19 protein-coding genes are annotated in these 26,148 nt (G+C 66.2%); 8 read left to right on the forward strand and 11 right to left on the reverse strand.

Going from position 1 to position 26,148, the window contains the following annotated elements:
• Positions 1–95: 95 nt before the first annotated feature.
• The 3 genes from polA to coaE all read left to right on the forward strand — a co-directional run bounded on the left by polA (position 96) and on the right by coaE (position 5,642).
• A complete protein-coding gene (polA, locus tag MKAN_RS26750) occupies positions 96–2,759 on the forward strand; it encodes a DNA polymerase I (RefSeq protein WP_099185132.1) in 2,664 nt (887 codons plus the stop codon).
• Between the two features lie 183 nt (positions 2,760–2,942).
• Entirely contained in the window at positions 2,943–4,388 is a 1,446-nt protein-coding gene (rpsA, locus tag MKAN_RS26755; protein ID WP_023373686.1) for a 30S ribosomal protein S1, read from the forward strand.
• A 6-nt stretch (positions 4,389–4,394) separates the two neighbouring features.
• On the forward strand, positions 4,395–5,642 hold the full coding sequence (gene coaE / locus MKAN_RS26760; RefSeq protein WP_023373688.1) for a dephospho-CoA kinase: 1,248 nt from the start codon (positions 4,395–4,397) through the stop codon (positions 5,640–5,642).
• Between the two features lie 4 nt (positions 5,643–5,646).
• Here the strand turns inward: coaE and MKAN_RS26765 are convergent, their stop codons facing one another.
• The 3 genes from MKAN_RS26765 to MKAN_RS26775 all read right to left on the reverse strand — a co-directional run bounded on the left by MKAN_RS26765 (position 5,647) and on the right by MKAN_RS26775 (position 7,199).
• Positions 5,647–6,066, reverse strand: a complete 420-nt coding sequence (locus MKAN_RS26765) for a hypothetical protein (RefSeq protein WP_023373690.1) — start codon at positions 6,064–6,066, stop codon at positions 5,647–5,649.
• Positions 6,067–6,151: 85 nt separating this feature from the next.
• Positions 6,152–6,709 carry a DNA polymerase ligase N-terminal domain-containing protein gene (locus MKAN_RS26770; protein ID WP_023373693.1) on the reverse strand — a complete coding sequence of 186 codons (558 nt, stop codon included), beginning with the start codon at positions 6,707–6,709 and terminating at the stop codon, positions 6,152–6,154.
• Positions 6,710–6,758: 49 nt separating this feature from the next.
• Positions 6,759–7,199 (reverse strand): ribonuclease FAU-1 family protein, encoded by a 441-nt coding sequence (locus MKAN_RS26775; protein ID WP_036395399.1) that lies wholly within the window; start codon positions 7,197–7,199, stop codon positions 6,759–6,761.
• A gap of 535 nt (positions 7,200–7,734) precedes the next feature.
• Here MKAN_RS26775 and uvrB point away from each other — a divergent pair.
• Both uvrB and MKAN_RS26790 read left to right on the forward strand, forming a co-directional pair.
• Positions 7,735–9,906 carry an excinuclease ABC subunit UvrB gene (gene uvrB, locus MKAN_RS26785; protein WP_023373699.1) on the forward strand — a complete coding sequence of 724 codons (2,172 nt, stop codon included), beginning with the start codon at positions 7,735–7,737 and terminating at the stop codon, positions 9,904–9,906.
• A gap of 34 nt (positions 9,907–9,940) precedes the next feature.
• A complete protein-coding gene (locus tag MKAN_RS26790) occupies positions 9,941–11,353 on the forward strand; it encodes an MFS transporter (RefSeq protein WP_023373701.1) in 1,413 nt (470 codons plus the stop codon).
• Here MKAN_RS26790 and MKAN_RS26795 read toward each other — a convergent pair.
• Positions 11,342–12,913 carry a mannosyltransferase gene (locus MKAN_RS26795; RefSeq protein WP_036395345.1) on the reverse strand — a complete coding sequence of 524 codons (1,572 nt, stop codon included), beginning with the start codon at positions 12,911–12,913 and terminating at the stop codon, positions 11,342–11,344. The two genes, MKAN_RS26790 and MKAN_RS26795, sit on opposite strands and share 12 nt — an antisense overlap.
• 321 nt (positions 12,914–13,234) lie before the next feature.
• Here MKAN_RS26795 and MKAN_RS26800 point away from each other — a divergent pair, with 321 nt between their 5' ends.
• Complete coding sequence (locus MKAN_RS26800) at positions 13,235–13,675, forward strand: universal stress protein (protein ID WP_023373708.1); 441 nt, start codon at positions 13,235–13,237, stop codon at positions 13,673–13,675.
• A gap of 51 nt (positions 13,676–13,726) precedes the next feature.
• On the opposite strand, the gene MKAN_RS26805 is transcribed toward MKAN_RS26800, so the two are convergent.
• The 3 genes from MKAN_RS26805 to MKAN_RS26815 all read right to left on the reverse strand — a co-directional run bounded on the left by MKAN_RS26805 (position 13,727) and on the right by MKAN_RS26815 (position 16,366).
• Positions 13,727–14,578 carry an SDR family NAD(P)-dependent oxidoreductase gene (locus tag MKAN_RS26805; RefSeq protein WP_023373710.1) on the reverse strand — a complete coding sequence of 284 codons (852 nt, stop codon included), beginning with the start codon at positions 14,576–14,578 and terminating at the stop codon, positions 13,727–13,729.
• A gap of 39 nt (positions 14,579–14,617) precedes the next feature.
• Positions 14,618–15,526 (reverse strand): 2-oxo acid dehydrogenase subunit E2, encoded by a 909-nt coding sequence (locus MKAN_RS26810; RefSeq protein ID WP_036449014.1) that lies wholly within the window; start codon positions 15,524–15,526, stop codon positions 14,618–14,620.
• A 162-nt stretch (positions 15,527–15,688) separates the two neighbouring features.
• Positions 15,689–16,366, reverse strand: a complete 678-nt coding sequence (locus MKAN_RS26815; protein ID WP_023373714.1) for an MBL fold metallo-hydrolase — start codon at positions 16,364–16,366, stop codon at positions 15,689–15,691.
• A 180-nt stretch (positions 16,367–16,546) separates the two neighbouring features.
• Between MKAN_RS26815 and uvrA the strand changes: the two genes are divergently transcribed.
• Entirely contained in the window at positions 16,547–19,456 is a 2,910-nt protein-coding gene (gene uvrA / locus MKAN_RS26820) for an excinuclease ABC subunit UvrA (RefSeq protein ID WP_023373716.1), read from the forward strand.
• A 117-nt stretch (positions 19,457–19,573) separates the two neighbouring features.
• On the opposite strand, the gene MKAN_RS26825 is transcribed toward uvrA, so the two are convergent.
• The 4 genes from MKAN_RS26825 to lysX form a co-directional block, all read right to left on the reverse strand.
• A complete protein-coding gene (locus MKAN_RS26825) occupies positions 19,574–19,828 on the reverse strand; it encodes a hypothetical protein (protein ID WP_036395396.1) in 255 nt (84 codons plus the stop codon).
• Between the two features lie 20 nt (positions 19,829–19,848).
• Positions 19,849–20,286, reverse strand: coding sequence for a DUF6653 family protein (locus tag MKAN_RS26830; protein WP_036395395.1), 438 nt, complete (start codon positions 20,284–20,286; stop codon positions 19,849–19,851).
• Between the two features lie 6 nt (positions 20,287–20,292).
• On the reverse strand, positions 20,293–21,735 hold the full coding sequence (locus MKAN_RS26835) for an alpha/beta hydrolase (protein WP_023373723.1): 1,443 nt from the start codon (positions 21,733–21,735) through the stop codon (positions 20,293–20,295).
• 77 nt (positions 21,736–21,812) lie between these two features.
• Positions 21,813–25,124, reverse strand: coding sequence for a bifunctional lysylphosphatidylglycerol synthetase/lysine--tRNA ligase LysX (lysX, locus tag MKAN_RS26840; protein WP_023373725.1), 3,312 nt, complete (start codon positions 25,122–25,124; stop codon positions 21,813–21,815).
• A 426-nt stretch (positions 25,125–25,550) separates the two neighbouring features.
• On the opposite strand from lysX, the gene infC reads away from it, so the two are divergent.
• Complete coding sequence (infC, locus tag MKAN_RS26845; RefSeq protein WP_080674289.1) at positions 25,551–26,132, forward strand: translation initiation factor IF-3; 582 nt, start codon at positions 25,551–25,553, stop codon at positions 26,130–26,132.
• Positions 26,133–26,148: the final 16 nt, after the last annotated feature.

Raw genomic sequence — 26,148 nt, forward strand, 5'->3', positions numbered from 1 at the left:
GTGTTGCAGTTCCGGCGCCGCATACCGCGTCGGACCAGGTGCATAGAGTGTGATCCGTGAGCACCGCCAGTGAGGATCGAGCCAAGCCGACGCTGATGTTGCTGGATGGCAACTCGCTGGCGTTTCGGGCGTTTTATGCGCTGCCGGCGGAGAACTTCAAGACCCGCGGCGGGCTGACCACCAACGCGGTCTACGGCTTCACCGCCATGCTGATCAACCTGCTGCGTGACGAAGCCCCGACGCACATCGCCGCGGCCTTCGACGTGTCCCGGCAGACCTTTCGCTCCGAGCGTTACCCCGAGTACAAGGCCAACCGATCATCGACGCCCGACGAATTCCACGGCCAGATCGACATCACCAAGGAGGTCCTGGGCGCGCTGGGCATCACGGTGCTCGCCGAACCGGGATTCGAGGCCGACGACATCATCGCGACGCTGGCCACCCAGGCCGAGAAGGAGGGCTATCGGGTCCTGGTCGTCACCGGCGACCGCGACTCACTGCAGCTGGTCAGTGACGACGTGACGGTCCTGTACCCGCGCAAGGGGGTCAGCGAACTCACCCGCTTCACCCCCGAGGCCGTCGTCGAGAAGTACGGGCTCACCCCCGCGCAATACCCGGACTTCGCCGCGCTGCGCGGGGACCCCAGCGACAACCTGCCCGGCATTCCCGGGGTGGGCGAGAAGACCGCCACCAAGTGGATCGCCGAATACGGCTCGCTGCAGGAGCTGGTCGACCATGTCGACTCGGTTCGCGGCAAAGTCGGCGACGCGCTTCGGGCGCACGTGGCCAACGTGGTGCGCAACCGCGAACTCACCGAGCTGGTGCGTGATGTGCCGCTGGCCCAAACCCCGGACACGCTGCGGCTGCAGCCCTGGGACCGCGACCACATCCACCGGCTCTTCGACGACCTGGAGTTCCGGGTGTTGCGAGACCGGTTATTCGACACGCTGGCCGCGGTCGAGCCCGAGGTCGACGAGGGGTTCGACGTGCGCGGCGGGACGCTGCAGCCCGGCACGGTGGCGCAGTGGCTGGCCGCACACGCCGGCGACGGGCGCCGCTGCGGCCTGACGGTCGTGGGCACCCATCTGCCGCACGGCGGTGACACCACCGCGCTGGCAATCGCGGCCGCCGACGGCGACGGCGGCTACATCGGTACCGCCACGGTGACACCCGAGGACGACGCCGCGCTGGCGGCCTGGTTGGCCGACCCGGCCAAACCCAAGGCACTGCATGAGGCCAAGCTCGCCATCCATGACCTCGGGGGCCGCGGCTGGACCCTGGACGGCGTCACCTCCGACACCGCACTGGCCGCCTACCTGGTGCGGCCGGGCCAGCGCAGCTTCACCCTCGACGATCTCTCGCTGCGCTACCTGCGCCGCGAGCTGCGCGCGGAAACGCCTGAACAGCAACAACTTTCATTGCTCGACGATATGGAAGGAGTGGACGACCAAGCCGTCCAAACCGCGATCCTGCGGGCCAGGGCGGTGGCGGACCTGGCCGAAGCGCTGGACGCCGAACTGGCCCGCATCGATTCCACGGCCTTGCTGGCCGACATGGAACTGCCCGTGCAGCGGGTGCTGGCCGACATGGAGCGCGCCGGCATCGCCGTCGACCTGCGACTGCTGGCCGAGCTGCAAAGCCAGTTCGCCGACCAGATCCGCGACGCCGCCGAGGCCGCATACGCCGTCATCGGCAAGCAGATCAACCTCGGCTCGCCCAAGCAGCTGCAGGTCGTGCTGTTCGACGAACTCGGGATGCCGAAGACCAAGCGGACCAAGACCGGCTACACCACCGACGCCGACGCTGTGCAGGGCCTTTTTGAAAAGACCGGGCACCCGTTCCTGCAGCATCTGCTGGCGCACCGCGACGTCACCCGGCTCAAGGTCACCGTCGACGGGCTGCTGAACTCGGTGGCCGCCGACGGCCGGATTCATACCACGTTCAACCAGACCATCGCGGCCACGGGCAGGCTGTCGTCGACGGAGCCCAACTTGCAGAACATCCCGATCCGCACCGACGCCGGCCGGCAGATCCGCGACGCGTTCGTCGTCGGCGCCGGTTATAGCGAGCTGATGACCGCCGATTACAGCCAGATCGAGATGCGGATCATGGCGCACCTGTCGGGCGACGAAGGTCTCATCGAAGCCTTCAATACCGGCGAGGACCTGCACTCGTTCGTCGCGTCCCGGGCTTTCGGTGTGCCCATCGACGAGGTGACCGGCGAGTTGCGCCGCCGGGTCAAGGCGATGTCGTACGGGCTGGCCTACGGGTTGAGTGCCTATGGGCTGTCCACGCAGCTGAAGATCTCCACCGAAGAGGCGAAGGTTCAGATGGACCAATACTTCGCGCGCTTCGGCGGCGTGCGCGACTACCTGATGGCCGTGGTCGAGCAGGCCCGCAAGGACGGATACACCTCAACCGTGTTGGGGCGCCGGCGCTACCTTCCCGAGCTGGACAGCAGCAATCGGCAGGTGCGTGAGGCTGCCGAGCGGGCGGCGCTCAACGCGCCGATCCAGGGCAGTGCGGCCGACATCATCAAGGTGGCGATGATCGAGGTCGACAAGGCGCTCACCGAGGCCGGGCTGGCGTCGCGCATGCTGCTGCAGGTCCACGACGAATTGCTGTTCGAAATCGCGCCCGGAGAACGCGAACGGGTCGAGGCGCTGGTGCGCGAGAAAATGGGCGGCGCCTACCCGTTGGACGTTCCGCTGGAAGTGTCGGTGGGCTTCGGGCGCTCTTGGGACGCGGCGGCTCACTGACAGGCGATCGGGCGCCGCGTGTAACGTGGCGGCGGAAAAACTCGCTGAAATTCGCCGTGGCGTTACATTCGCGACGGATGGTGCGGTTTGTCCAGCATGTACACAGTCGAGTAGCCTCGACTCACATCAACAACTCAAGTCCCACGTCCCTACGACCGACCCTGTCCGGAGCAACCCAACAATATGCCGAGTCCCGCCGTCACCTCGCCGCAAGTAGCCGTCAACGACATTGGCACCAGCGAGGATTTTCTAGCCGCAATAGACAAAACGATCAAGTACTTCAACGATGGCGACATCGTCGAGGGAACCATCGTCAAAGTGGACCGGGACGAGGTTCTCCTCGACATCGGCTACAAGACTGAAGGGGTCATCCCCGCCCGCGAGCTCTCCATCAAACACGACGTCGACCCCAACGAGGTCGTTTCCGTCGGTGACGAGGTCGAGGCCCTGGTGCTCACCAAGGAGGACAAAGAGGGCCGGCTGATCCTGTCGAAGAAGCGCGCGCAGTACGAGCGCGCCTGGGGCACCATCGAGGCGCTCAAGGAGAAGGACGAGGCCGTCAAGGGCACCGTCATCGAGGTCGTCAAGGGCGGCCTGATCCTCGACATCGGGCTGCGCGGCTTCCTGCCCGCCTCGCTGGTCGAGATGCGCCGGGTCCGCGACCTACAGCCGTACATCGGCAAGGAGATCGAAGCCAAGATCATCGAGCTGGACAAGAACCGCAACAACGTGGTGCTGTCCCGGCGGGCCTGGCTGGAGCAGACCCAGTCCGAGGTCCGCAGCGAGTTCTTGAACCAACTGCAGAAGGGCACCATTCGCAAGGGTGTGGTCTCCTCCATCGTCAACTTCGGCGCCTTCGTCGACCTGGGCGGTGTGGACGGTCTGGTGCACGTCTCCGAGCTGTCCTGGAAGCACATCGACCACCCGTCCGAGGTGGTTCAGGTGGGCGACGAGGTCACCGTCGAGGTGCTCGACGTGGATATGGACCGCGAGCGGGTTTCGTTGTCGCTGAAGGCAACTCAGGAAGACCCGTGGCGCCACTTCGCCCGCACCCACGCCATCGGCCAGATCGTGCCGGGCAAGGTCACCAAGCTGGTGCCGTTCGGTGCGTTCGTCCGCGTCGAGGAGGGCATCGAAGGCCTGGTGCACATCTCCGAGCTGGCCGAGCGCCACGTCGAGGTGCCCGACCAGGTGGTTGCCGTCGGCGACGACGCGATGGTCAAGGTCATCGACATCGACCTGGAGCGCCGCCGGATTTCCTTGTCGCTCAAGCAGGCCAACGAGGACTACACCGAGGAGTTCGACCCGGCGAAGTACGGCATGGCCGACAGCTACGACGAGCAGGGCAACTACATCTTCCCCGAGGGCTTCGACGCCGAAACCAACGAGTGGATGGAAGGTTTCGACGCCCAGCGCAACGAGTGGGAAGCCCGCTACGCCGAGGCCGAGCGGCGGCACAAGATGCACACCGCGCAGATGGAGAAATTTGCCGCGGCCGAGGCGGCCGGACACGGCGGTGGCGAGCAGCCCTCGGGCAGCCAGGCGTCGACGGAGAAGGCCGCGGGTGGGTCGCTGGCCAGCGACGCCCAGCTGGCGGCGCTGCGGGAAAAACTCGCCGGCAACGCTTAAGCGCCGATGCTGCGCATCGGACTCACCGGCGGCATCGGCTCCGGCAAGTCGGTGCTGTCCACCACGTTCGCGCAATGCGGCGGCATCATCGTCGACGGGGATGTACTGGCCCGCGAGGTAGTCGAGCCGGGCACCGAGGGACTTGCGGCACTGGTCGACGCCTTCGGCGACGACATCCTGCTGCCTAGCGGGGCGCTGGATCGGCCGGCGTTGGCCGCCAAGGCGTTTCGGGATGACGAGGCGCGGACGAGACTCAACGGGATCGTGCACCCGCTGGTGGCCCGCCGCCGCGCCGAGATCATCGCGGCGGTAGCGCAGGATGCGGTTGTCGTCGAAGACATTCCGCTGCTGGTCGAATCGGGGATGGCGTCGCTGTTTCCACTGGTGGTGATCGTGCACGCCGACGCCGAACAGCGGGTGCGACGGCTGGTCGAGCAACGCGGGATGTCCGAAGCGGACGCCCGCGCCCGGATCGCCGCGCAGGCCACCGACGAGCAGCGCCGTGAAGTCGCCGATGTCTGGCTGGACAACTCGGGCAGCGTGGAAGTTTTGGTCGAGCGCGCCCGCGACGTCTGGTACAACCGGATATTGCCGTTTGCCCACAACCTCAGCGAGCGTCGGATCGTCCGCCCTCCGGCACGGTTGGTGCCAGCCGATCCGAGTTGGCCGGACCAGGCCCGCCGCATCGTCAACCGGCTCAAGACGGCAGCCGGCCACCGGGCGCTGCGAGTGGACCATATCGGTTCAACGGCGGTGCCGGGCTATGACGCCAAGGACGTCATCGACATCCAGATCACCGTCGAATCACTGGCGGTGGCAGACGAACTCGCCGACTCGCTGCTATCCGCCGGTTATCCGCGCCTGGAGCACATCACCCAGGACGTCCCCAAAGCCGATGCGCGCAGCACCGTCGACCACTACGACCACAGTTCGGATGCTGCTTTGTGGCACAAGCGCTTTCACGCATCAGCCGATCCCGGACGGCCGACGAATGTGCATATCCGGGTGGACGGTTGGCCCAATCAGCAGTTCGCGCTGCTGTTCGTGGACTGGCTACGGGCCAACTCCGGTGTGCGGGCAGACTACCTGTCGCTCAAGCGTGTCGCCGAGGAGAGCGCGGCATCGGGTGCCGGCGACATCGCGCACTACGTGGCAGCCAAAGAGCCGTGGTTTCTCGACGCCTACCGGAGGGCGTGGGACTGGGCCGATTCCGTTGGCTGGCGACCACTGAGGCCCGGCGCGCTCCGGAGGTGACCGGTCAGGTGCCGGGCAGCGGGGCGCCGCAATGCAGTACCCCGCTCATGGGATCACTGTTGCCTTGCTTCGGTCTGACGAACTGGTCGACCTGGGTGGCGACGTTGTCGTCGACGTCGATTTCGCAGTGGACATTCGCCGAGTAGGGCCAGTGCAGCGACACCTGCATCCCTGCCTGTTGCGGATCGGCCAGTACCTCGTTGGCCTCGAACACGTTGCCGGGCATCGGGCTCAGCGGGGCGGTGGATGTCTGGCCGCCGTTGAGCACGAAGGTGGCCTGACTACCGGGTGCGACACCGTCGATCCTGGCGATATAGGTGACGTTGTGGAGGTCGGCCAGCGCGATTGCGGGGTCTAGCTGTGAGCCGACCGCGACGGCCGTCATCGCGGCGATCGTAGACCATTTCTGCGTGGTGGAGCTCATATCGATGACGATACGCGCGGTGCGCGGTCACGCAGCGGGTCGTCGGACCGGATTGACCTGCGCGGTAAGCGTTTGGCGAGGTCCATCACGACGGTTCGTCCGGCGTGCGACCGGATAGCACCGCTTCGGGTTGGTTCAGCCCAAGTTTGGGCCGTGCGTCGGGCTGAACGGCGTCGTTGCGTTTGGTCAGGAGCCAGGTCTCGTCCTCGCCCTCGCGGATCCGGGTGAGCGCGTAGCCGCCGCACAGTGTCCGACCGTGCAAGTGGAACCAAAGATGGCCGCGCTCAAGACCCTTGATCATGTCGTGCCCCGTCATGTTGGCGTAGGTGCCGTGGTCCCAGACGATGACGCCACGGGCCGCTTCGAATGTGGCGTACTGCACCGGGTGGTCCTCGGTGCGTAGGGCCATCCGCTTGTCCTTGGGATCGGTCGACGGACTTCGGGGTATCGCCCAGCAGACGAGCATGCCGTCGATCTCGAGGGACAGGTCGTAGTGATCGCTGTGCGCCACATGGTGGCGGATGACGAAACGTGGTCCCTTCCCGGTCGTCAGCTTCTTCGGGCGGTGCCGTCCCCCTGGCGCGGCGCGGCGCACGGTGATGGCGCCGGGCAGCCCCATGCGCCGGTATTCGCTCAATTGCATACGACACGGATACCCGCTATGGCCGCAAATGACCCGCAGCGGCCGGCGATCAGCTTGAGCGCCAGGTGAGCGCCATGCCGTGGCTGGCCAACCAGCGCACCAGGTCGTAGTCGTGGCGCGCCAGGCCGTCGACGGCGGTCACCGCCCGCTGCAGTGCCTGCTCAGCGACCTCGGCGGGCAACAGTCCGTGGCGGACCGCATCAAGCAGCTCGTCGACGTCGGCCAATCTGGCCCCGCGTCCGGTGCGGACCTCGATGTCGAGGTAGTGATCTTCGGAACGCCACACCGCGGGGCCGGGCGTGTATTCACCCACGTCGAGGTAGTGGTCGTAGTCGCGTTCGTGGCCAGGATTGAAGTGAAAGACGGTGGCGCGCAACCCGAATGACGGCAGCAGCCAGGACTCGAGGTAGTGGAACTGGACCCGGCCCGGGGTGGGCCGGGCCAGATAGAGCCCCCATGGATGCACGGCGTACTCATCGACGGCCCGCACCATGCCTTTGGGATCGGTGTTGGTGCGGGCCACCAGGTCGAACGTTTCGTGCTTGGGTGGGTGGATGGCGTCACCTTACCGTTAAAGCGTGTCATTAGCGGCTCGGCCGGATCTTCCACCGCGCGAACCCGGCAGCGGACCGGCAGCACGGCCGGCATTCCTCAGTACCGGTGGTCGCCACCTGCATCGGTGATGTGTCGACGGTGGTCCCGGCGGACCCCGCATAAGCAGTCGCCACCCCCGCCCCCGGCGCTCGAGTGTTTCATCGCCGCTCGTTCCCGGAGGGGCGACGGTGTCGACAAACTCGCCTACGACCAGACCAGCAACGAGCAAGTCGTGTGCGAGGGCAACACCCGGGACAAAGCGCCGATTACGACCGGCGTTCACGCCGCCGGAGCCTCATGCGACCGGCCGGACATCCCGGGGTTCGCCATGTCCGCCTCCAACGACGGCTAACTGCTCGGATGCGCCCGGCAAGCCGCATGTGGGTCCGCCACGGCTAAGACGTGTCGGTGCCTCGTTCTACCCTGATGACATGGCTTTTGCCACCGAACACCCAGTAGTTGCCCATTCCGAATACCGTCCAGCCGCAGAGGACGTGGAAGGCTTGGTGCGCTCCGGCGCGCGCTTCGAGGTGGTCAGCCCGCACGCGCCCGCCGGCGACCAGCCGGCCGCCATCGACGAGCTGGAGCGCCGGATCAACGCGGGGGAGCGTGATGTGGTGCTCCTCGGCGCCACCGGCACCGGAAAGTCGGCCACCACCGCGTGGCTCATCGAGCGCCTGCAGCGCCCCACCCTGGTCATGGAACCCAACAAGACGCTGGCCGCCCAGATGGCCAACGAGCTGCGAGAGATGTTGCCGCACAACGCGGTTGAGTACTTCGTGTCGTACTACGATTACTACCAGCCGGAGGCGTATATCGCCCAGACCGACACCTACATCGAGAAGGACAGCTCGATCAACGACGACGTGGAGCGGTTGCGCCACTCCGCCACGTCGGCGCTGCTGTCGCGGCGTGACGTGGTGGTGGTGGCCTCGGTGTCCTGCATCTACGGCCTGGGCACCCCGCAGTCCTACCTGGACCGCTCGGTCGAGTTGCGGGTCGGCAGCGAGGTGCCGCGGGACGGGCTGCTGCGGCTGCTGGTCGACGTGCAGTACACCCGCAACGATCTGTCCTTCACCCGCGGTTCCTTCCGGGTGCGCGGCGACACCGTGGAGATCATCCCCTCCTACGAGGAGCTGGCGGTTCGCATCGAGTTCTTCGGCGACGAGATCGAGGCGTTGTATTACCTGCACCCGCTGACCGGAGAGGTGATCCGCCAGGTCGACTCGCTGCGGATCTTCCCGGCCACTCACTACGTGGCCGGGCCCGAGCGGATGGCGCACGCGATCTCCACCATCGAGGGGGAGCTGGCCGAGCGGCTAGCCGAATTGGAGGCGCAGGGCAAGCTGCTGGAAGCCCAGCGACTACGGATGCGTACCAACTACGACGTCGAGATGATGCGGCAGGTCGGGTTCTGCTCGGGCATCGAAAATTACTCGCGACATATAGATGGCCGGGGCCCCGGTTCGCCTCCGGCGACCCTATTGGACTACTTCCCGGAGGACTTCCTGCTCGTCATCGACGAGTCGCACGTCACTGTGCCGCAGATCGGCGGCATGTACGAGGGTGATATCTCGCGCAAGCGCAACCTGGTCGAATACGGGTTCCGGCTGCCCTCGGCGTGCGACAACCGCCCGCTGACCTGGGAGGAATTCGCCACCCGAATCGGGCAGACGGTATATCTGTCGGCCACGCCGGGACCGTACGAGCTCAGCCAGTCCGGCGGCGAGTTTGTCGAGCAGGTGATCCGGCCGACCGGCCTGGTGGACCCGAAGGTGGTGGTGAAACCGACCAAGGGGCAGATCGACGATCTCATCGGGGAGATCCGCAAACGCGCCGATGCCGACCAGCGGGTGCTGGTGACCACACTGACCAAGAAGATGGCCGAAGACCTCACGGACTACCTGCTGGAGATGGGTATCCGGGTCCGCTACCTGCATTCCGAGGTCGACACGTTGCGGCGGGTGGAACTGTTACGTCAGCTGCGCCTCGGCGACTACGACGTGCTGGTCGGCATCAATCTGTTGCGCGAGGGCCTCGACCTGCCCGAGGTGTCGCTGGTGTCGATCCTCGACGCCGACAAGGAGGGCTTTTTGCGGTCGTCGCGCAGCCTGATCCAGACGATCGGCCGCGCCGCCCGCAATGTCTCCGGCGAGGTGCACATGTACGCCGACAAGATCACCGACTCGATGAAAGAGGCCATCGACGAGACCGAGCGGCGCCGGGCAAAGCAGATCGCCTACAACCAGGCCAATGGAATCGATCCGCAGCCGCTGCGCAAGAAGATCGCCGACATCCTCGACCAGGTCTACCGCGAGGCCGACGACACGGAAGCGGTGGAGATCGGTGGGTCGGGCCGCAACGCGTCCCGCGGGCGACGTGCTCAGGGTGCGCCCGGCCGCGCGGTCAGCGCCGGCGTCTTCGAGGGCCGCGACACATCGAACATGCCCCGCGCTGAGCTCGCCGACCTGATCAAGGACCTCACCGAGCAGATGATGGCAGCCGCGCGCGACCTGCAGTTCGAGCTGGCCGCCCGGTTCCGCGACGAAATTGCCGACCTGAAAAAGGAATTGCGTGGGATGGACGCTGCCGGGCTCAAGTGACTCGGGGTGACCAGGCGCTGCCTACGGTGTAGCTGTGACCGAGACGGCGAGCGAGACCGGCAGCTGGAGCGAACTGCTCAGCAGGCACTTGGGAACGGCCACCATGCTGGCCGGCGGCGTCGCGCTGTATGCCACCAACGAGTTCCTGACCATTAGCCTCCTTCCGAGCACAATCGCCGAAATCGGTGGCAGCCGCCTGTACGCCTGGGTGACAACCCTGTATCTGGTCGGTTCGGTGGTGGCAGCGACCTCGGTCAACCCGATGCTGCTGCGCGTCGGTGCCCGCACCTCGTATCTGATGGGACTGACCGTCTTCGGTGTCGCGAGCCTGTTGTGCGCGGCCGCGCCGAATATGGAGGCCCTGGTCGCCGGACGCACCCTGCAGGGGGTGGCCGGCGGACTGCTGGCCGGACTCGGCTACGCGCTGATCAACGCCGCGCTGCCGCATCGGCTGTGGACGCGCGGCTCGGCGCTGGTGTCGGCCATGTGGGGGGTGGCGACGCTGGTCGGGCCGGCCACGGGTGGACTTTTCGCGCAGTTCGGGCTATGGCGGTGGGCGTTCGCTGCGATGGCGGTGATGTCCGGGCTGATGGCCGTGTTGGTGCTGGCCGTGCTGAGCAGCCGGGCCGGCACGAGCGGTGGGCAGCCGGTGACCGCCGCGCACAAGGTGCCGGTGTGGTCGTTGTTGTTGATGGGCGCTGCCGCCCTGGCTGTCAGCGTCGCCGAACTCCCGCGCTACCCGGTGCAGACCGCGGGCCTGCTCGCCGCCAGCGTGCTGCTGATCGGGATCTTTGTGCTCGTCGACTGGCGGATGCACGTAGCAGTATTGCCGCACAGCGTGTTTGGGCCTGGACCGCTGAAGTGGATCTACCTGACCATGTCCGTGCAGATGGTCGCCGCGATGGTGACCACCTATGTGCCGCTGTTCGGTCAGCGGTTGGGCAACCTGACACCGGTGGCGGCCGGATTCCTGGGTGCGTCACTGGCGGTGGGCTGGACGGCGAGCGAGATTGTCAGCGCATCGGTGAACAACACCCGGGTGATCGCGCATGTGGTGGCGGCAGCGCCGTTGGTGATGGCGTCGGGCTTGGCGCTTGGTGCCGTCACCCAGCGTGCCGATGCCCCCCCGGGGGTCGTCGCGCTGTGGGCGCTGGCGCTGCTGATCACCGGGACCGGGATCGGGATCGCCTGGCCGCATCTGTCCGCATGGGCAATGGATTCCGTCGACGATCCGGCCGAGAGCGGCGCCGCGGCGGCGGCCATCAACATCGTGCAGCTGATCTCGGCGGCCTTCGGCGCCGGCCTGGCCGGTGTCGTGGTCAACAGGGCCGAGGGGGGCGAAGTGACGGCCGCTCGCTGGTTGTTCGCGCTATTCACCGTGTTGGCCGCCCTCGGGTTCATCGCCTCCTACCAGGCGACCCAACGCCGGCGTCGGTCACCGGGTTGACTTGACGACCTGCGAATAGTGGAACTGCCACCGCTCGACGATGTGGAAGCCCAGGTAGCCGGGAAACTGGTACACCGGGGTGCGCCCGAACGCCGTTCCCGGCGACAAACGTTGTCCCACTTGATGATCCGGCAACGACTTGTCGCGATTGGTGATCGTCCACAGCGTCGTGCATTTGTTGATCTTGGCGGTGGTCAGCCAGACCGCGACGTGGCCGTCCCACAGCGTGCCGGCCTTGGGCCCATAGGCGCCGCGTTCGACGTCGACCAACGACCGGAACGCCGCCGGCCGGGTGGCCAGCAGTGCCCGAATCGGCCCCGGTCTCCACGGCACGGTGTTGTCCACCAGCAGGCAGTCACCGGGCGCGGCATGGGCACTGATGACGTCGGCCACCTGGCTGTAATCCCAGCCCTCCTTGGCGTAGGGCCCGCGTTGGGTGAAGTAGTAGTTCGGGAACGCGGCGGCGGCGAAGACCGCCACCGCGCCGGCTATGAGCCAGGGCTTGCGGGCGACGCTGACGATGCAGATGGCCAGGATGACCGCCGCCCCGGGGGCGGTCAGGATCAGGTAGCGCGGGTAGTAGATGGGTTCGACGGTCGCCGAGTAGATCAGAACGACGGCGGTGGGAACGACCACCCAGGCCACGCCGGCAAGCAGCAGCGGTCGGGTGCCCTCGCCAGGCCCCGGCGCGCCGGTCAACCGCAGCACGGCGGCGGCGACGACGACCACGCCGGACAAGATGGCGAACGGAACACTGTGGTCGAAGTACTGTCGATGCACCACATCGAGGAAGAGGTTTCGGTTCAGCCCCGAGATCCACCCGACCTGCCAGACCTGTCCGTGGGCGAACCGGACGAAGGGCGTCATGGCCCCGACCGCGGCCAGCGAGGCGACCGCCCACCAGATGGTGGGAGCTTTCCGCGATTGCGCCGGGGCCAGCAGTGGCAGCAGCGCGGCGTACACCGGCACCAGCAGTCCCAAGTTGATGCTGATCAAAATCGACAGCATCAACCCCAGCGCGTACAGCAGCCACACCCATGGCTTGTTGCGCCGCACCGCGGTGACCAGCAGTACCGTCAGCCAGACCGCGGCCGTCACCGACAGCGCAGAGGAGCGCGCCTCGATGCCCGCCCAGGTCACCCGGGGCAGGATGGCAAAGACGGCTCCCGCACACAACGCGGTGCTGCGGCCGGAAAACTGCTTGGCGAACACGACTACGCCGCCGGCGGCGGCGCCGATGGCCAGGCTGCTGGGAACCCGCGACCAGAACTCGGTCGGCGGGAAGATCGCGAACCAGCCGTGCATCAGCAGGTAGTACAGGCCGTGTACCGCATCGATATGGCCCAGCAGATTCCACAGCTCCGGCAGGGTGCGCCGTGCCGAAGCCGAGATCGTCGCACCCTCGTCGAACCACAGCGACGGCCGACTGGCCCAGGCTCCGCTCACGACCGCCGCCAGCAAAGCGATAGCCCAGGGGTCGAGGCGCCGGCCACGGGCATGCGAGTGCGCCGCCCCGGCCGCCGGCGGCGCCGTGTCCTGATCGAGTGTCGGTGCAGACATGATGCCTGTCACTGTAGGTCGCCCGCGATGATTCCGGTCACCAGCCGTCGTCTAGCCGCCCGGCCGGGCATCGGAGCGCACCGCCGCCGGTGCCGCCCCGCATGATCGCCATATCTAGCGAAAAGCGTTGCACCGCAGCTATTTTCGCAGCAAACCGGGACCGTCGATTGCGTCGCGGTAACCCGCTGGTGTGCTGCGGGTGTCTGCCCCGGCAAAATGCGGATTGCGCCACGCCGCTGCGGTGTGGGTAATCTGACCCATCTGGATCAGGCAAAGCGATACTGTCTGGGGTTGGCGTAGCAACCGACACTGGGAGGGTAAATGGGCGCCTATCGGACCGTGGTGGTAGGAACCGACGGCTCGGACTCGTCGATGCGGGCAGTGGACCGGGCCGCGCAGATCGCCGGGGCCGATGCCACGTTGATCATCGCGTCGGCGTACCTGCCTCAACACGAGGACGCCCGAGCCGCCGACGTCCTGAAGGACGAAAGCTACAAGGTGACGGGCACCGCCCCGATCTATGAGATCCTGCACGACGCCAAGGAACGGGCACACAACGCCGGCGCGAAGAACGTCGAGGAACGCGCGATCGTGGGCGCTCCGGTCGACGCGCTGGTCAGCCTCGCCGAAGAAGCGAAGGCCGACCTCCTGGTGGTCGGCAACGTCGGCCTGAGCACGATCGCGGGGCGGTTGCTGGGTTCGGTGCCGGCCAACGTCTCGCGGCGGGCCAAGGTCGACGTGCTCATCGTGCACACGACCTAGCCCATAGCCGGGCGTCAATAGCCGGCCGGATGCTCGGCGAGGCGGATACCGTCAGCGAACCGCGTCATCCCTCGCGCTGTGGGATGTCGGCGGCAACCCGGCTGAGCGTTTTGTTTGATGCGGAATGCCGGTGAGAACGAGTTCGGCAGTACGCCTGGGAGCCTCGGCAAGCATCGAGAAGACGGCTGCCCGCCTGGGCAGCCGGACGTGTTTGCGGCCCTTCTGTACCGCGGACACGACCTGATCGGCAACCACCTCGCGGGTGACGTCGACCATGAGGTGCATCCGGTAAAGGCGGCGGAAGGAATCAGCGGTCGGCGGGTAATCCTCGGTATGGGCCAGCAGGTCGGTGGGGATCGGCCCGAGTTCGACGAGGGTGGTGCGGATCGGCAAGCCGCGAAGGTCGGCTCTTAGGCCCGCGGTGAAATGTGAAAGAGCCGCTTTGGAAGCCGAGTAGGACACCAACCCCGGAAGGACAACGCAGCCCCCCATCGAGGAGACGTTGACGATGTGACCGGCGCCGCGGCGAAGCATCCGTGGGATGGCGCGCCGGCACAATTCGGCCGGGGCGAGGTAGTTGACCTGCGTTACTTTTCGCAAATCGTCGTCGGGCGCGTCAGCAAAGCCCCCCGTGCTGTTGTCGATGCCTGCGTTGTTGACGAGGACGTCGATCGGCCCGACTTCGTCTTCAACACGGTCAATCAAGGTTGCGACCTGGCCGGGGTCCGACAGGTCGGCGATGTGAGCAGAACCGCCAAGCTCCACCGCCAGCGTCCGAAGGAGGCCCTCGGTCCGCGCGACGAGCGCCACGGTTGCCCCGGCGCCGGCGAAAGCGTGGGCGAGGGCTTCTCCGATGCCTCGCGAAGCTCCCGTGATGAGGACCCGTTTTTGCGCTAGCTCCATGGCATTTCCTGCTGTAGTCCTGCTATCGGCGAAGTGCGCCTACGCCATTGCCGGGCGCTTCCCGTTGCGGCGAACGGGGGACTGGCGCGTCTTGCGCGGTTGCGTGGGAGCGGGGACCGGGTCGAACGCGGCGGGATCGTCCAGATACTGGCGAAACACGTGGGCCATCGTCGCCGCCTGGTAACCGTCGACGAACCGGTGGTCCAGACCGATCGTCAGCGGCAGCACCGGGCGTACCACCGGTTGTCCCTTTTCGGCGAGCACCTTGTCGGTCACGGCCCCGATCAGAATCCCGAACGGCACGTGGCAAAACGTCGGCCAGGGAGCGGCGGCCGTGTCCAGGCCGTAGGTGCCCACGTTGCTGACGAGTATCGAACCGTAGGGACGGGCCTCGAGCCCGAGGAAGGGCAGGGGCAGCTGGAGACTTTCGGTAACGAACGCGATCGCATCCATCACCGGGCGTAGCAGTAGCGGCGGGAGGCCTTTGACCATGGCCTTGGCTTGCTTGAACTGTGGATCTTCGTTGTGCCGGATCCGTGCGGCACGATCAGCCAATTCTTTGGCGATGACCCAGGGCGGCTTCTCATTGATGCGACGCACGACGGCGCCGGAAAGATCCGTCCTGGCCGCTTCGACTCCCGTCACCACGTCTGTTCGCAGCGACACGACGAAAAAGCAGTCGATCGTCGGCGATGGCAGAAAGCTGCCAAATACCACGCGGCCGTTGAGGCCGGGCAGCGCTTCGACGACTTTGCCCGCCGCCCGGCCTACCAGATCCACGGGGGTGACATGCTGGCCCGTGGCCTCGCGAACCCGGGCGATGTAGTCCAGCAGCCGCGAAGCATCGATTTCGGCCGTCGCCCAGATGATCGGGTCCTTTCTGGGACGCCAGGTGGCCATGGCGATCTTGCGCCAAACGGAGAACGGGATAGATGACGGTGCCCACATCGTCGGAGCTCCATTCCTTCGCGCCGCGACCGGCGCCTACCTCAATTCACGCCGGGCTTCGTGCCGATTGTGCGCCGCCGCCGGGTCGCCGACGAGGGAACAAGGTCCCCTACCGCCGCTGCCTTCCGGCCTTGTTCTGCCGAGTTGAGCGCGATGCGCCGTTCACCAGCCGCGATCGCGCCACTCCTGAAGGTGAGGGCGCTCGAGGCCCAGCACGGTGTCGTCACCATGGCCGGGATAGATGACGGTGGAGTCGGCGTACACGTCGAACACCCGGGTGGTGACGTCGGTGAGCAGCTGGGTGAAATCGCCGGGCTGCCAGGTCTTGCCGACTCCACCGGGGAACAGGCAGTCGCCGGTGAACAACTGCGTGACCCCGCCGGTCGCCGGCCCGTCGAGTGCCAGCGCGACCGATCCCGGCGTGTGCCCGCGCAAGTGGATGACGTCGAATGTCAGCTCGCCGATCCGGACGGTGTCGCCATTGGCCAGGAAACGATCGGGCCTGACCGGCAGCGGGTCGGCATCGATTTGGTGGGCGGCGGTGGGGGCGCCGGTGGCTTCGGCCACCGCCTGCAGTGCCTGCCAATGGTCGAAGTGCTGATGACTGGTGACGATCAACGACACCTTCGGCGCATACCGGCGGATCAGGTCGATGAGGACGTCGGCGTCATTGGCGGCATCGATCAGTAGCGTCTCGCCGGTCGTAGCACATGTCACCAGGTACGCATTGTTGTCGATGGGCCCCACCGACGCCTTGAGGATGGTCGCGCCGGGCAGCGTGCGACGGGCCGCGGTCCCCGGGTCGACGTGTCCGGTGTAGTCGTCATCGACGGTGGTCATGTGCGCCACTCCCCCCAGCAAGCGGTGGTACCCGCGACTATCGTGGCTGCCCCGGCATTGCCGTTGTCGGCGCAGGTCATAGGCGTCACCTTACTGGTCCCCGAATGCTTGTCGGTACGGGCACATAGCATGGGGAACGAACTCCGTCTCTAGAAGGAACCCGTCAGTGAAAGGGCCTGGGTGGCTGAGCGCCTGATCGTCAAGGGTGCGCGCGAACACAACCTGCGCAGTGTCGACCTCGACCTGCCCCGCGACGCGATGATCGTCTTCACCGGACTGTCCGGATCCGGTAAATCGTCGCTGGCTTTCGACACCATCTTCGCCGAGGGTCAACGGCGCTACGTGGAATCCCTATCGGCGTATGCCCGCCAGTTCCTCGGGCAGATGGACAAACCCGACGTCGACTTCATCGAGGGTCTGTCTCCGGCGGTGTCCATCGACCAGAAGTCCACCAACCGCAACCCGCGGTCGACGGTCGGCACGATCACCGAGGTGTACGACTACCTGCGGCTGCTGTACGCCCGTGCCGGCACGCCGCACTGTCCGGTCTGCGGGGAGCGGATCGCGCGCCAGACGCCCCAGCAAATCGTCGACCAGGTGCTGGCCATGGCGGAGGGCACCCGCTTTCTGGTGCTCGCGCCGGTGGTGCGCACCCGTAAGGGCGAGTTCGCCGACCTGTTCGACAAGCTGAACGCCCAGGGCTACAGCCGAGTCCGGGTCGACGGTGTCGTGCATTCTTTGACCGATCCGCCGAAGCTGAAGAAGCAGGAAAAGCATGACATCGAGGTCGTGGTGGATCGCCTCACCGTCAAAGCCGCCGCCAAGCAGCGGCTCACCGATTCGGTGGAGACCGCGCTGAACTTGGCTGACGGCATCGTGGTGCTGGAATTCCCCGACCACGAACCGGGCGCGTCGCACCGTGAACAGCGGTTCTCCGAGAAACTGGCCTGCCCCAACGGGCACGCCCTGGCCGTAGACGACCTGGAGCCGCGGTCGTTCTCGTTCAACTCGCCCTACGGGGCCTGCCCCGAATGCAGCGGTCTGGGCATCCGCAAGGAAGTCGACCCGGACCTCGTGGTGCCCGACCCGGAACGCACCCTGGCCGAGGGTGCGGTCGCCCCGTGGTCGACGGGCCACACCGCGGAGTACTTCATCCGGATGATGGCCGGGCTCGGCGAGGCGCTGGGTTTCGACGTCGACACTCCCTGGCGCAAGCTGCCGGCCAAGGCGCGCAAGGCCATTCTGGAAGGCTGCGACGAGCAGGTGCACGTGCGCTACCGCAACCGGTACGGACGCACCCGGTCGTATTACGCCGATTTCGAGGGCGTGCTGGCGTTTTTGCAGCGCAAGATGTCGCAGACCGAGTCCGAGCAGATGAAGGAACGCTACGAGGGCTTCATGCGCGACGTGCCGTGCCCGGTATGCGAAGGCACCCGGCTCAAGCCGGAAATTCTGGCGGTGACACTGGCCGGGCGCGAGCTCGGCCCCAAGTCGATCGCCGAGGTCTGCGAACTGTCGATCGCGGAGTGCGCGGACTTTCTTCAGCGCCTCACCCTGGGTCCGCGCGAGCAGGCGATCGCGGGCCAGGTGCTCAAGGAAATCCAGTCGCGGCTCGGATTTCTGCTCGACGTCGGGCTCGAGTACCTATCGCTGTCGCGCGCGGCGGCGACCCTGTCCGGGGGCGAGGCGCAACGCATCCGGCTGGCCACCCAGATCGGTTCCGGCCTGGTGGGGGTGTTGTATGTGCTCGACGAGCCGTCTATCGGCCTACATCAGCGCGACAACCGTCGTCTCATCGAAACCCTCACCCGCTTGCGGGATCTGGGCAACACTCTGATCGTCGTCGAACATGACCAGGACACCATCGCCCACGCCGACTGGATCGTCGACATCGGGCCGGGCGCCGGCGAGCACGGCGGCCGCATCGTGCACAGCGGACCGTACGACGAACTGCTGGCCGACGAGAACTCGATCACCGGAGCCTATCTGTCGGGGCGGGAAAGCATAGATATTCCCGCGATCCGTCGACCTGCCGACCCGCGGCGTCAGCTCACCGTTGTCGGAGCCCGGGAACACAACCTGCGCGGCATCGACGTGTCATTCCCGCTCGGCGTGCTGACATCGGTGACCGGGGTGTCCGGGTCGGGCAAGTCGACGCTGGTCAACGACATCCTGGCCGCGGTATTGGCCAACCGGCTCAACGGGGCCCGGCAAGTCCCGGGCCGTCATACCCGGGTCACCGGGCTGGACCACCTGGACAAGCTGGTGCGGGTCGACCAGTCGCCGATCGGGCGCACGCCGCGATCCAACCCGGCCACCTACACCGGGGTGTTCGACAAGATCCGCACCCTGTTCGCCGCCACCACCGAGGCCAAGGTCCGCGGCTACCAACCGGGCCGGTTCTCGTTCAACGTCAAGGGCGGTCGCTGCGAAGCCTGTACCGGGGACGGCACCATCAAGATCGAGATGAACTTCCTGCCCGACGTGTACGTGCCCTGCGAGGTGTGCCAGGGCGCCCGCTACAACCGGGAAACCCTCGAAGTGCACTACAAGGGCAAGACCATCTCCGAGGTGCTGGACATGTCGATCGAGGAAGCGGCACAGTTCTTCGAGCCGATCACCGGCATTCACCGCTATCTGCAGACCCTCGTCGACGTCGGCCTGGGCTACGTCAGGCTCGGCCAGCCCGCGCCGACGCTGTCCGGCGGTGAGGCGCAGCGGGTCAAGCTGGCCTCCGAGTTACAGAAACGCTCAACCGGGCGCACCATTTACATCCTCGACGAACCCACCACCGGCCTGCATTTCGAGGACATCCGCAAGCTGCTCAAGGTGATCAACGGTCTGGTCGACAAGGGCAATACGGTCATCGTCATCGAACACAACCTGGACGTGATCAAGACTTCGGACTGGATCGTCGACATGGGACCGGAGGGTGGCGCGGGGGGCGGAACCGTTGTCGCCCAGGGCACTCCGGAGGAGGTCGCCGCTGTGCCGGAAAGTTACACGGGCAAATTCCTGGCCGAAGTCGTCGACACCGGGAAGCCGGCGGGCCCACCCCGGTCGAACCGCCGAGGCAAAGTCAGCGCCTGAGCCGGGTTCGGCCAATCCGTTGCGCCGACACGCCGCCGCAACGCGTAGCAGTGGTTGAAGTTTCGGCGTCAGCCAGCACCGGCGGCGGTGACCAGGCGTTCTCTCCCGCCCACCGTGTCACTCATCGGTGTGCATCGACTCACGGATTCGGGCCAGTCGTTCGGCCGCCGCGCGCTGGCGCTTTTCGTACTGTTCCTCGACGGATCGGCTCTCAGTCGTCTCGGCATCCAGTTCGGCCGCACCCATCGCTGTCGCGTAGCGGGATTCGATCTTCTCCCGGACCGCTTCGAAGGTCGGGACCCCGCCATTGTCATATCCGGGGTCATGTCCGGGGTCGGACGAGTCGGCCTGGGCTGCTGGTTCGTCGGGCATGCCGCCACGGTACTGCGGCACTACGTCACCGGCCCGTCACCGCGGCGCCGATGATCGAGGTAGCGGACCATCTGTGCCCAGTACACCATGGTCAGCGCCATTTGCAGCGCGGTCGCGACAACCGCCGGCTTGAGTCGGCGGCGGCGGGCCGCGATCACCGCGCTCAGCGAAACGGCCGATGTCAGCGCGCTGACCAGCATCGCCGCGTCGGCCGGACGCTCGGCGATCCACAATTCCTCGCCCACCATCGCCCGCGTCGCCCATGCTCGATGGTGTTTCGGCTTGCCGAAGACAAACGGATTGACCGCCAGCCACAATGCGATCACCGCGGCGTGGATCCGGTGCCGGGTCCATATCGGCACCAGCGCCAGCGGTGTGCTTGCCCAGCGCGTCCAGGCGCTCCAGGGATTGCAGTGCCGGGCGAATACCGCCCGGCGAACCCGCGCGACAGGCCGCACCGGCAACTACCGTCCGGCGGTGACGACCTGCGCCGCCGCACCGCCGGCACCCGGTAACGAAATCCGGGGTGCCTGCGGAGTGTCCAGTTGCCCGGCCAGCCAGGGCAGGGCCCGCACGAACGCCTGGTCGGCAAAGGGCCAATCGTGCTTGCCCGGTTGGGGGACCACCGCGCAGTCGATGCCGTTGGTCCGGCCCAGCGCGCACAGCGCATTGGCGGCCGCCGTCTGGTTGCCCGGATTTGCGGCGGCATCGCGCCCGGCCACCCGCATGGCGGCGGTGTCGACGATCGGGGTATCCCGACGCCCCGCCGGTTGACCAGGGACAGAGATGGCGAACCAACCCGAAACCCCGGTATACGGCCCGTGCCGGGTGATCACCGTCGTCGGATCGAATGCGGCCCAGGCGTCGGCGTTGCCGCCGAACAGCCTGGCGATGGTTTCCGCCTTGTTTCCCGCGTTCGGGTAGAAATCTCCGGCGACATCGACGAATGCGCTGAACAGGTCGGGGTGCATGACCGTCAAATCCACGGCGCAAGTCCCGCCCATCGACCAGCCGACAATGCCCCAGTTGCGCTGCTGCGAGCTGACGCCGAATTTCGAGACCATATATGGCACAACGTCTTTGGTCAGATGATCGGCCGCGTTGCCGCGTCGTCCATTGACGCATTCGGTGTCGTTGTTGAAGGCTCCGCCGGAGTCGACGAAGACCAGCACCGGCGCATTGCCATCGTGGGCGGTGGCAAATTCGTCGACCGTCTGTATGGCGTTGCCGGCTCGCGCCCAGTCGGCCGGGGTGTTGAACTGCCCGCCGATCATCATCACGACAGGCAATCGCGGGGGCGGATCACTCGCGAACCAGGCGGGCGGCAGGTACACCAGTTCCCCGCGATGTTTGAAATGCGATGCCGTGGACGGGATGGAGACCGGCACCACGCTGCCGCGCGGCGGCCGTGTTCCCTTGCCGGCCATCGCGGCAACGCTGGCCGGATCCGCCTGATCGGGCAGCGGACCGGAGGTGAGCTGGTTCCAAGCGGCCTGAACGGTCGGAAAATAGCCGACCCACAGGTTGAGCGCCAACGCCGCGCTGAGCACACATAGCGGCACCGCCATCAGCGATGCGCCGCGACCCCACCAGCGCGCGCTGCGCCAGTCCAGGACCAGTACCGTCGCGGCCACGCCCGTCAAACCGGCCCAGATCCAGAGCGCGGCCGGGGCGGGATCATTGGCGAGTCCGCCGAGATACCACCCGGTCCCGCAGGCCGTGGCACCTCCGACGGCCACCGCGGCCGGTAACCGGCGCCAGCGGCGAAAGCGCGACCCGATCGCCAGCACCAGTACCGTCGCGGTCGCCAGCTGGACCGTGATCGGCAGCCAGCCGTACATCAGCGAGGTATGGGCGCTGGCCAGCGGCTGCGCAAGATACACCGTCGACGCTGTCACAAGAACCATTGTGATCGCTTGTTAACCGTCCAGGAACGCGTTCATTGAATGTTTGCTGTGTATTCGCTGGTAGCTGTCGGACCGGGTTAATGCGGCTTCGCCAATGGAAATGGGAGTGTCTCGCGAATACTGCGTCCGGTGATCAGCATGACCACCCGGTCGACGCCCATGCCGAGGCCCCCGGTGGGCGGCATCGCATACTCCAAGGCCTGCAGAAAGTCCTCATCGAGCTGCATCGCCTCGGGATCTCCACCGGCCGCCAGCAGGGATTGTTCGTGCAGACGACGTCGTTGTTCCACCGGGTCGGTGAGTTCGCTGTAGGCGGTACCGAGCTCGATGCCCCAGGCCACCAGGTCCCAGCGTTCGGCGACTCCGAGCTTGCTGCGATGCGGCCGTGTCAGCGGCGACACCGAGGTGGGGAAGTCGATGTAAAACGTCGGCCGCTCGGTGCGGCTTTCCACCAGGTGCTCGTACAGCTCGAGGACCACGGCGCCGGCATCCCACTGCGCCCGATAGGGGATGTGGGCCGCGTCGGACAACCTGCGCAGCGTCGCCAAGTTGGTGTCGACGTGAATGTGCTCACCGAGGGCTTCGGAAACCGCGTCGTACACCGTCTTGACCGGCCAGACTCCGGAGATGTCGACGGGCTGCAGGCCGTCGCTGGTGGGCCGCATCGCGATCGGTGCGCCGTTGGCGGCCTGGGCGGCGTTTTGGATGAGCTCGCGACAGCTGTCCAGCCACACCAGGTAGTCGGCATGTGCTTGATAGGCCTCGAGCAAAGTGAACTCAGGATTGTGACTGAAGTCGACGCCCTCGTTCCGAAAGGCCCGGCCCAGTTCGAATACGCGTTCCACGCCGCCGACGCACAGCCGCTTGAGGTACAGCTCCGGCGCGATGCGCAGGAACAGGTCCATCGAATAGCTGTTGATGTGCGTGACGAATGGTCTGGCGGCGGCTCCGCCGTGCACCTGCTGCAAGATAGGAGTCTCGACTTCGATGAAACCCTTGGCGAACAGTGTTTCCCGGACCGAGCGCAGTACCGTGCTGCGTGCGGTGAGCAGGTCACGGGATTCGGCGTTGACCGCCAGATCGACATAGCGGGTCCGCACTCGGGCCTCGGGATCGGTCAACCCCTTCCACTTGTTCGGCAAGGGCCGCAGGCATTTTCCGATCAGCCGCCAGCTGGACACGATCAGTGACCTGGTTCCCCGTTTGCTCGAGCCCATGTGCCCGGTCATCTCCACCAGGTCACCGAGGTCGATGGTGGCGTTGAAATCCGCAGCGCGGCCCTGCTGCAGGCATGAATTGTCAAGCAGCAGTTGCATTTCACCGGTCCAGTCGCGCAGGTGCGCGAACAACACGCCGCCGTAATGGCGTACCCGCAATATGCGTCCGGACACCGAAAGCGTGGCCTTGTCGTCCGCGCCCATCGCCTGTGCGACTGTGTGACTGGGCGAACGGCCTACCGGATAGGCGTCGATACCGTTGCGCCGCAAGGTTTTCAACTTGTTCAGTCGAACACGCACCTGCTCGGGCAGGCGACGCCCAACTTCGTCGTCGGCGAGGTCCACCTGCTGCAGCTCGGTGATGTCCGGTGCCGAGCCGTCGTGATGCAACAGCCCGGTGGCTGCCAGCGGTTCGGGCACCGCAGGGTGGTGCCCGGTGTGCGCTTTGTTGCGCCTACTGAACGGCAAGACCAGGAAGCCCTCGGCGATCACCGAGGCGACGCCCACCTTGGGTATCAGTCGTGCGTCCTCGTAACAGGCGTAGCGGGGCACCCATTCGGGTTGGTACTTCTGGTTGGACCGGTAGAGCGTTTCGATCTGCCACCAGCGGGAAAAGAAAATCAGCAGCCATCGCCACAGCCGGGCAACCGGGCCGGCGCCGAGCTGCGCGCCCTGCTCGAAGGCGGACCGAAACATCGCAAAGTTCAGCGAGATACGGCTGAGGCCAAGACTTTCGGCGTGCAGCGCAAGCTCGCTGACCATGAGTTCGATGGTGCCGTTAGGCGATTCCGGAGAGCGGCGCATCAAGTCCAGGGAGACGCCGGTGGTGCCCCACGGCACCAGCGACAGCATCGCCACCACCCGGTTGTCCGGGTCTAGCGCCTCGACCAGCAGGCAGTCGGAGTCCGCCGGGTCGCCGAGCCGGCCCAGCGCCATCGAGAAGCCACGTTCGGTTTCGGTGTCGCGCCAGGCATCGGCGCGCGCGATGGTTTGTTCCATTTCCGCCGCGGAAATGTCGCGATGTCGACGGATACGCACCGTCAACCCGGCCCTGCGCGCCCGGGTCACGGCTTGGCGTACGCCGCGCATCTCCGGGCCGGACAACTTGAAATCCGTTGGCCGCAGAATCGCCTCGTCACCCAGCTCCAGCGCGTTCAGGCCCGCTTCGCGATAGGTCTGAGCGCCTTGGGAGCTGGCACCCATCACACCGGGGGACCAGCCGTAGGTCTGGCACAGCCGTAACCATGCGTCGACGGCTTGCGGCCAAGCCCGGGGGTCGCCCACCGGGTCACCGCTGGCCAGACAGACTCCGATCTCGACGCGGTACGTGACGGCGGCGCGGCCACTGGGTGCGAATACCACCGACTTGTCGCGACGAGTGGCGAAGTAGCCCAGTGAGTCGCTGTTGCCGTACAACTCCAGCAGTCCGCGGATGGCCGACTCGTCTTCGCCGGTCAGGGCGTTGTCGGCGCGTTGCGACTGGAACAGCACGATGGTGGCCGCGATCAAGGCGAAGGCGCCGAACAGGCCGAAGATGGCGTTGAGGAAGACGTGCGGCCGACCGGTGAACAGGTCGGGATCGGCGAGCGCGAATCCGACCACCCGGTTGGCCACATAGGGTAGCCGGTCGGGCGCCGCAAGCGATCCGGGGAACAGTTCCACCAAGCCCCAGGAAATCAGGATTCCGATAGCTCCACCGGCTAACAGCACGGCGGCCGCTTTGAACAATGCGGCCCTGCGGACCTTGGCCCAGAACTCGCGATAACCCAGCACCAGCACGACAATCGCGACCACGTGCACCGCGAAACCGAGGTTCTCACCGAAGTTTTCGGCTGCGGTGTTGCCACCGGCGGCGATATCGGCGGCGTTCAAGAAGGCGGCCAGCACCATGTTTCCCAGCAACAGCAACCAGGCAATTCGCTTGCGTGCGGTCAGCGCCGCGGCCAGCAACGCCAGCACGAACGACCACGCGAAGCTGGTGTCGGGGAAGTTGAACAGATAGCTGTTGATGAACTCCCGAGGAACCTTGATGATCCAGCGAATCAGCGGCGACATGCTCGCCAGCAGCGACAGCGTCGCGATGACTCCGACGGTCCAGCCTGCTGCCGCGGGAACCCAGTGATACCGGGAGACGGGCCTGCTCTCCGTCGAGCGAGGCTTTGCGATGGTCACAAACCGCGAGGATATTCCCTCAAACCGGGAAAATCCTGGCGACCGGGTGGCTGGATTGCGCCTGCTCAGCGCGCTTAGGCTGGCGCGCTGGCCGGCTCGCTACCCGGGGGACGGGTCTTGGCTGTTAGACTGGCTGCTGCGACCATCCCGGCGAAGGCCAGGAACAGTTAAGTGGAGTCCCACTCCCACCGCCAGCCACGAAAAGGTCCAACGCTTTTTCAAGGTTGCGCGGTCCGGTCACAGGCATTGTTTGCGATGCCTGTTCTGCGCGTGGCGCAGGCGGCTGGAGTTGTCTCGAGCCGCGATCGGTCGGCATTGGGCCCTGCTTAGGCAGGGCTTTTTTGCTGATGGCTGGTGTATCCCACTGCTGATTCCGGCCCGTCCGGGCCCTGGCTGCAGCGGAAGAAAGCCAACAAGGGAGGCCACATCAGCACTGAGACCCGCGTCAACGAGCGCATTCGCGTACCTGAAGTTCGTTTGATCGGCCCAGGGGGGGAACAGGTAGGCATCGTGCGTATCGAAGACGCACTCCGCGTTGCCGCGGACGCCGATCTCGACCTTGTCGAAGTTGCCCCGAATGCCAGACCGCCGGTCTGCAAGATCATGGACTACGGCAAGTACAAGTACGAGGCGGCGCAGAAGGCGCGCGAATCCCGCCGGAACCAACAGCAGACCGTCGTCAAAGAACAGAAGCTGCGGCCCAAGATCGACGATCACGATTACGAAACCAAGAAAGGCCACGTGGTGCGTTTTTTGGAGGCCGGATCGAAGGTCAAGGTCACCATCATGTTTCGCGGACGCGAGCAGTCGCGGCCGGAATTGGGCTATCGGTTGCTGCAGCGCCTGGGCGCCGACGTTGCCGAATACGGATTCGTCGAAACGGCGCCCAAGCAGGACGGGCGCAACATGACGATGGTGCTGGCACCCCACCGCGGCGCGAAAACTCGCGCCCGGGCGCGGCATGGGGAGGGACCGGCGGGCGGCGACATCAAACCTTCATCGAACTAACTCGCTAGCCCAACCA

This window comes from Mycobacterium kansasii ATCC 12478 (genome assembly GCF_000157895.3).
In the GTDB taxonomy this organism is placed as follows: Bacteria; Actinomycetota; Actinomycetes; order Mycobacteriales; family Mycobacteriaceae; genus Mycobacterium; species Mycobacterium kansasii.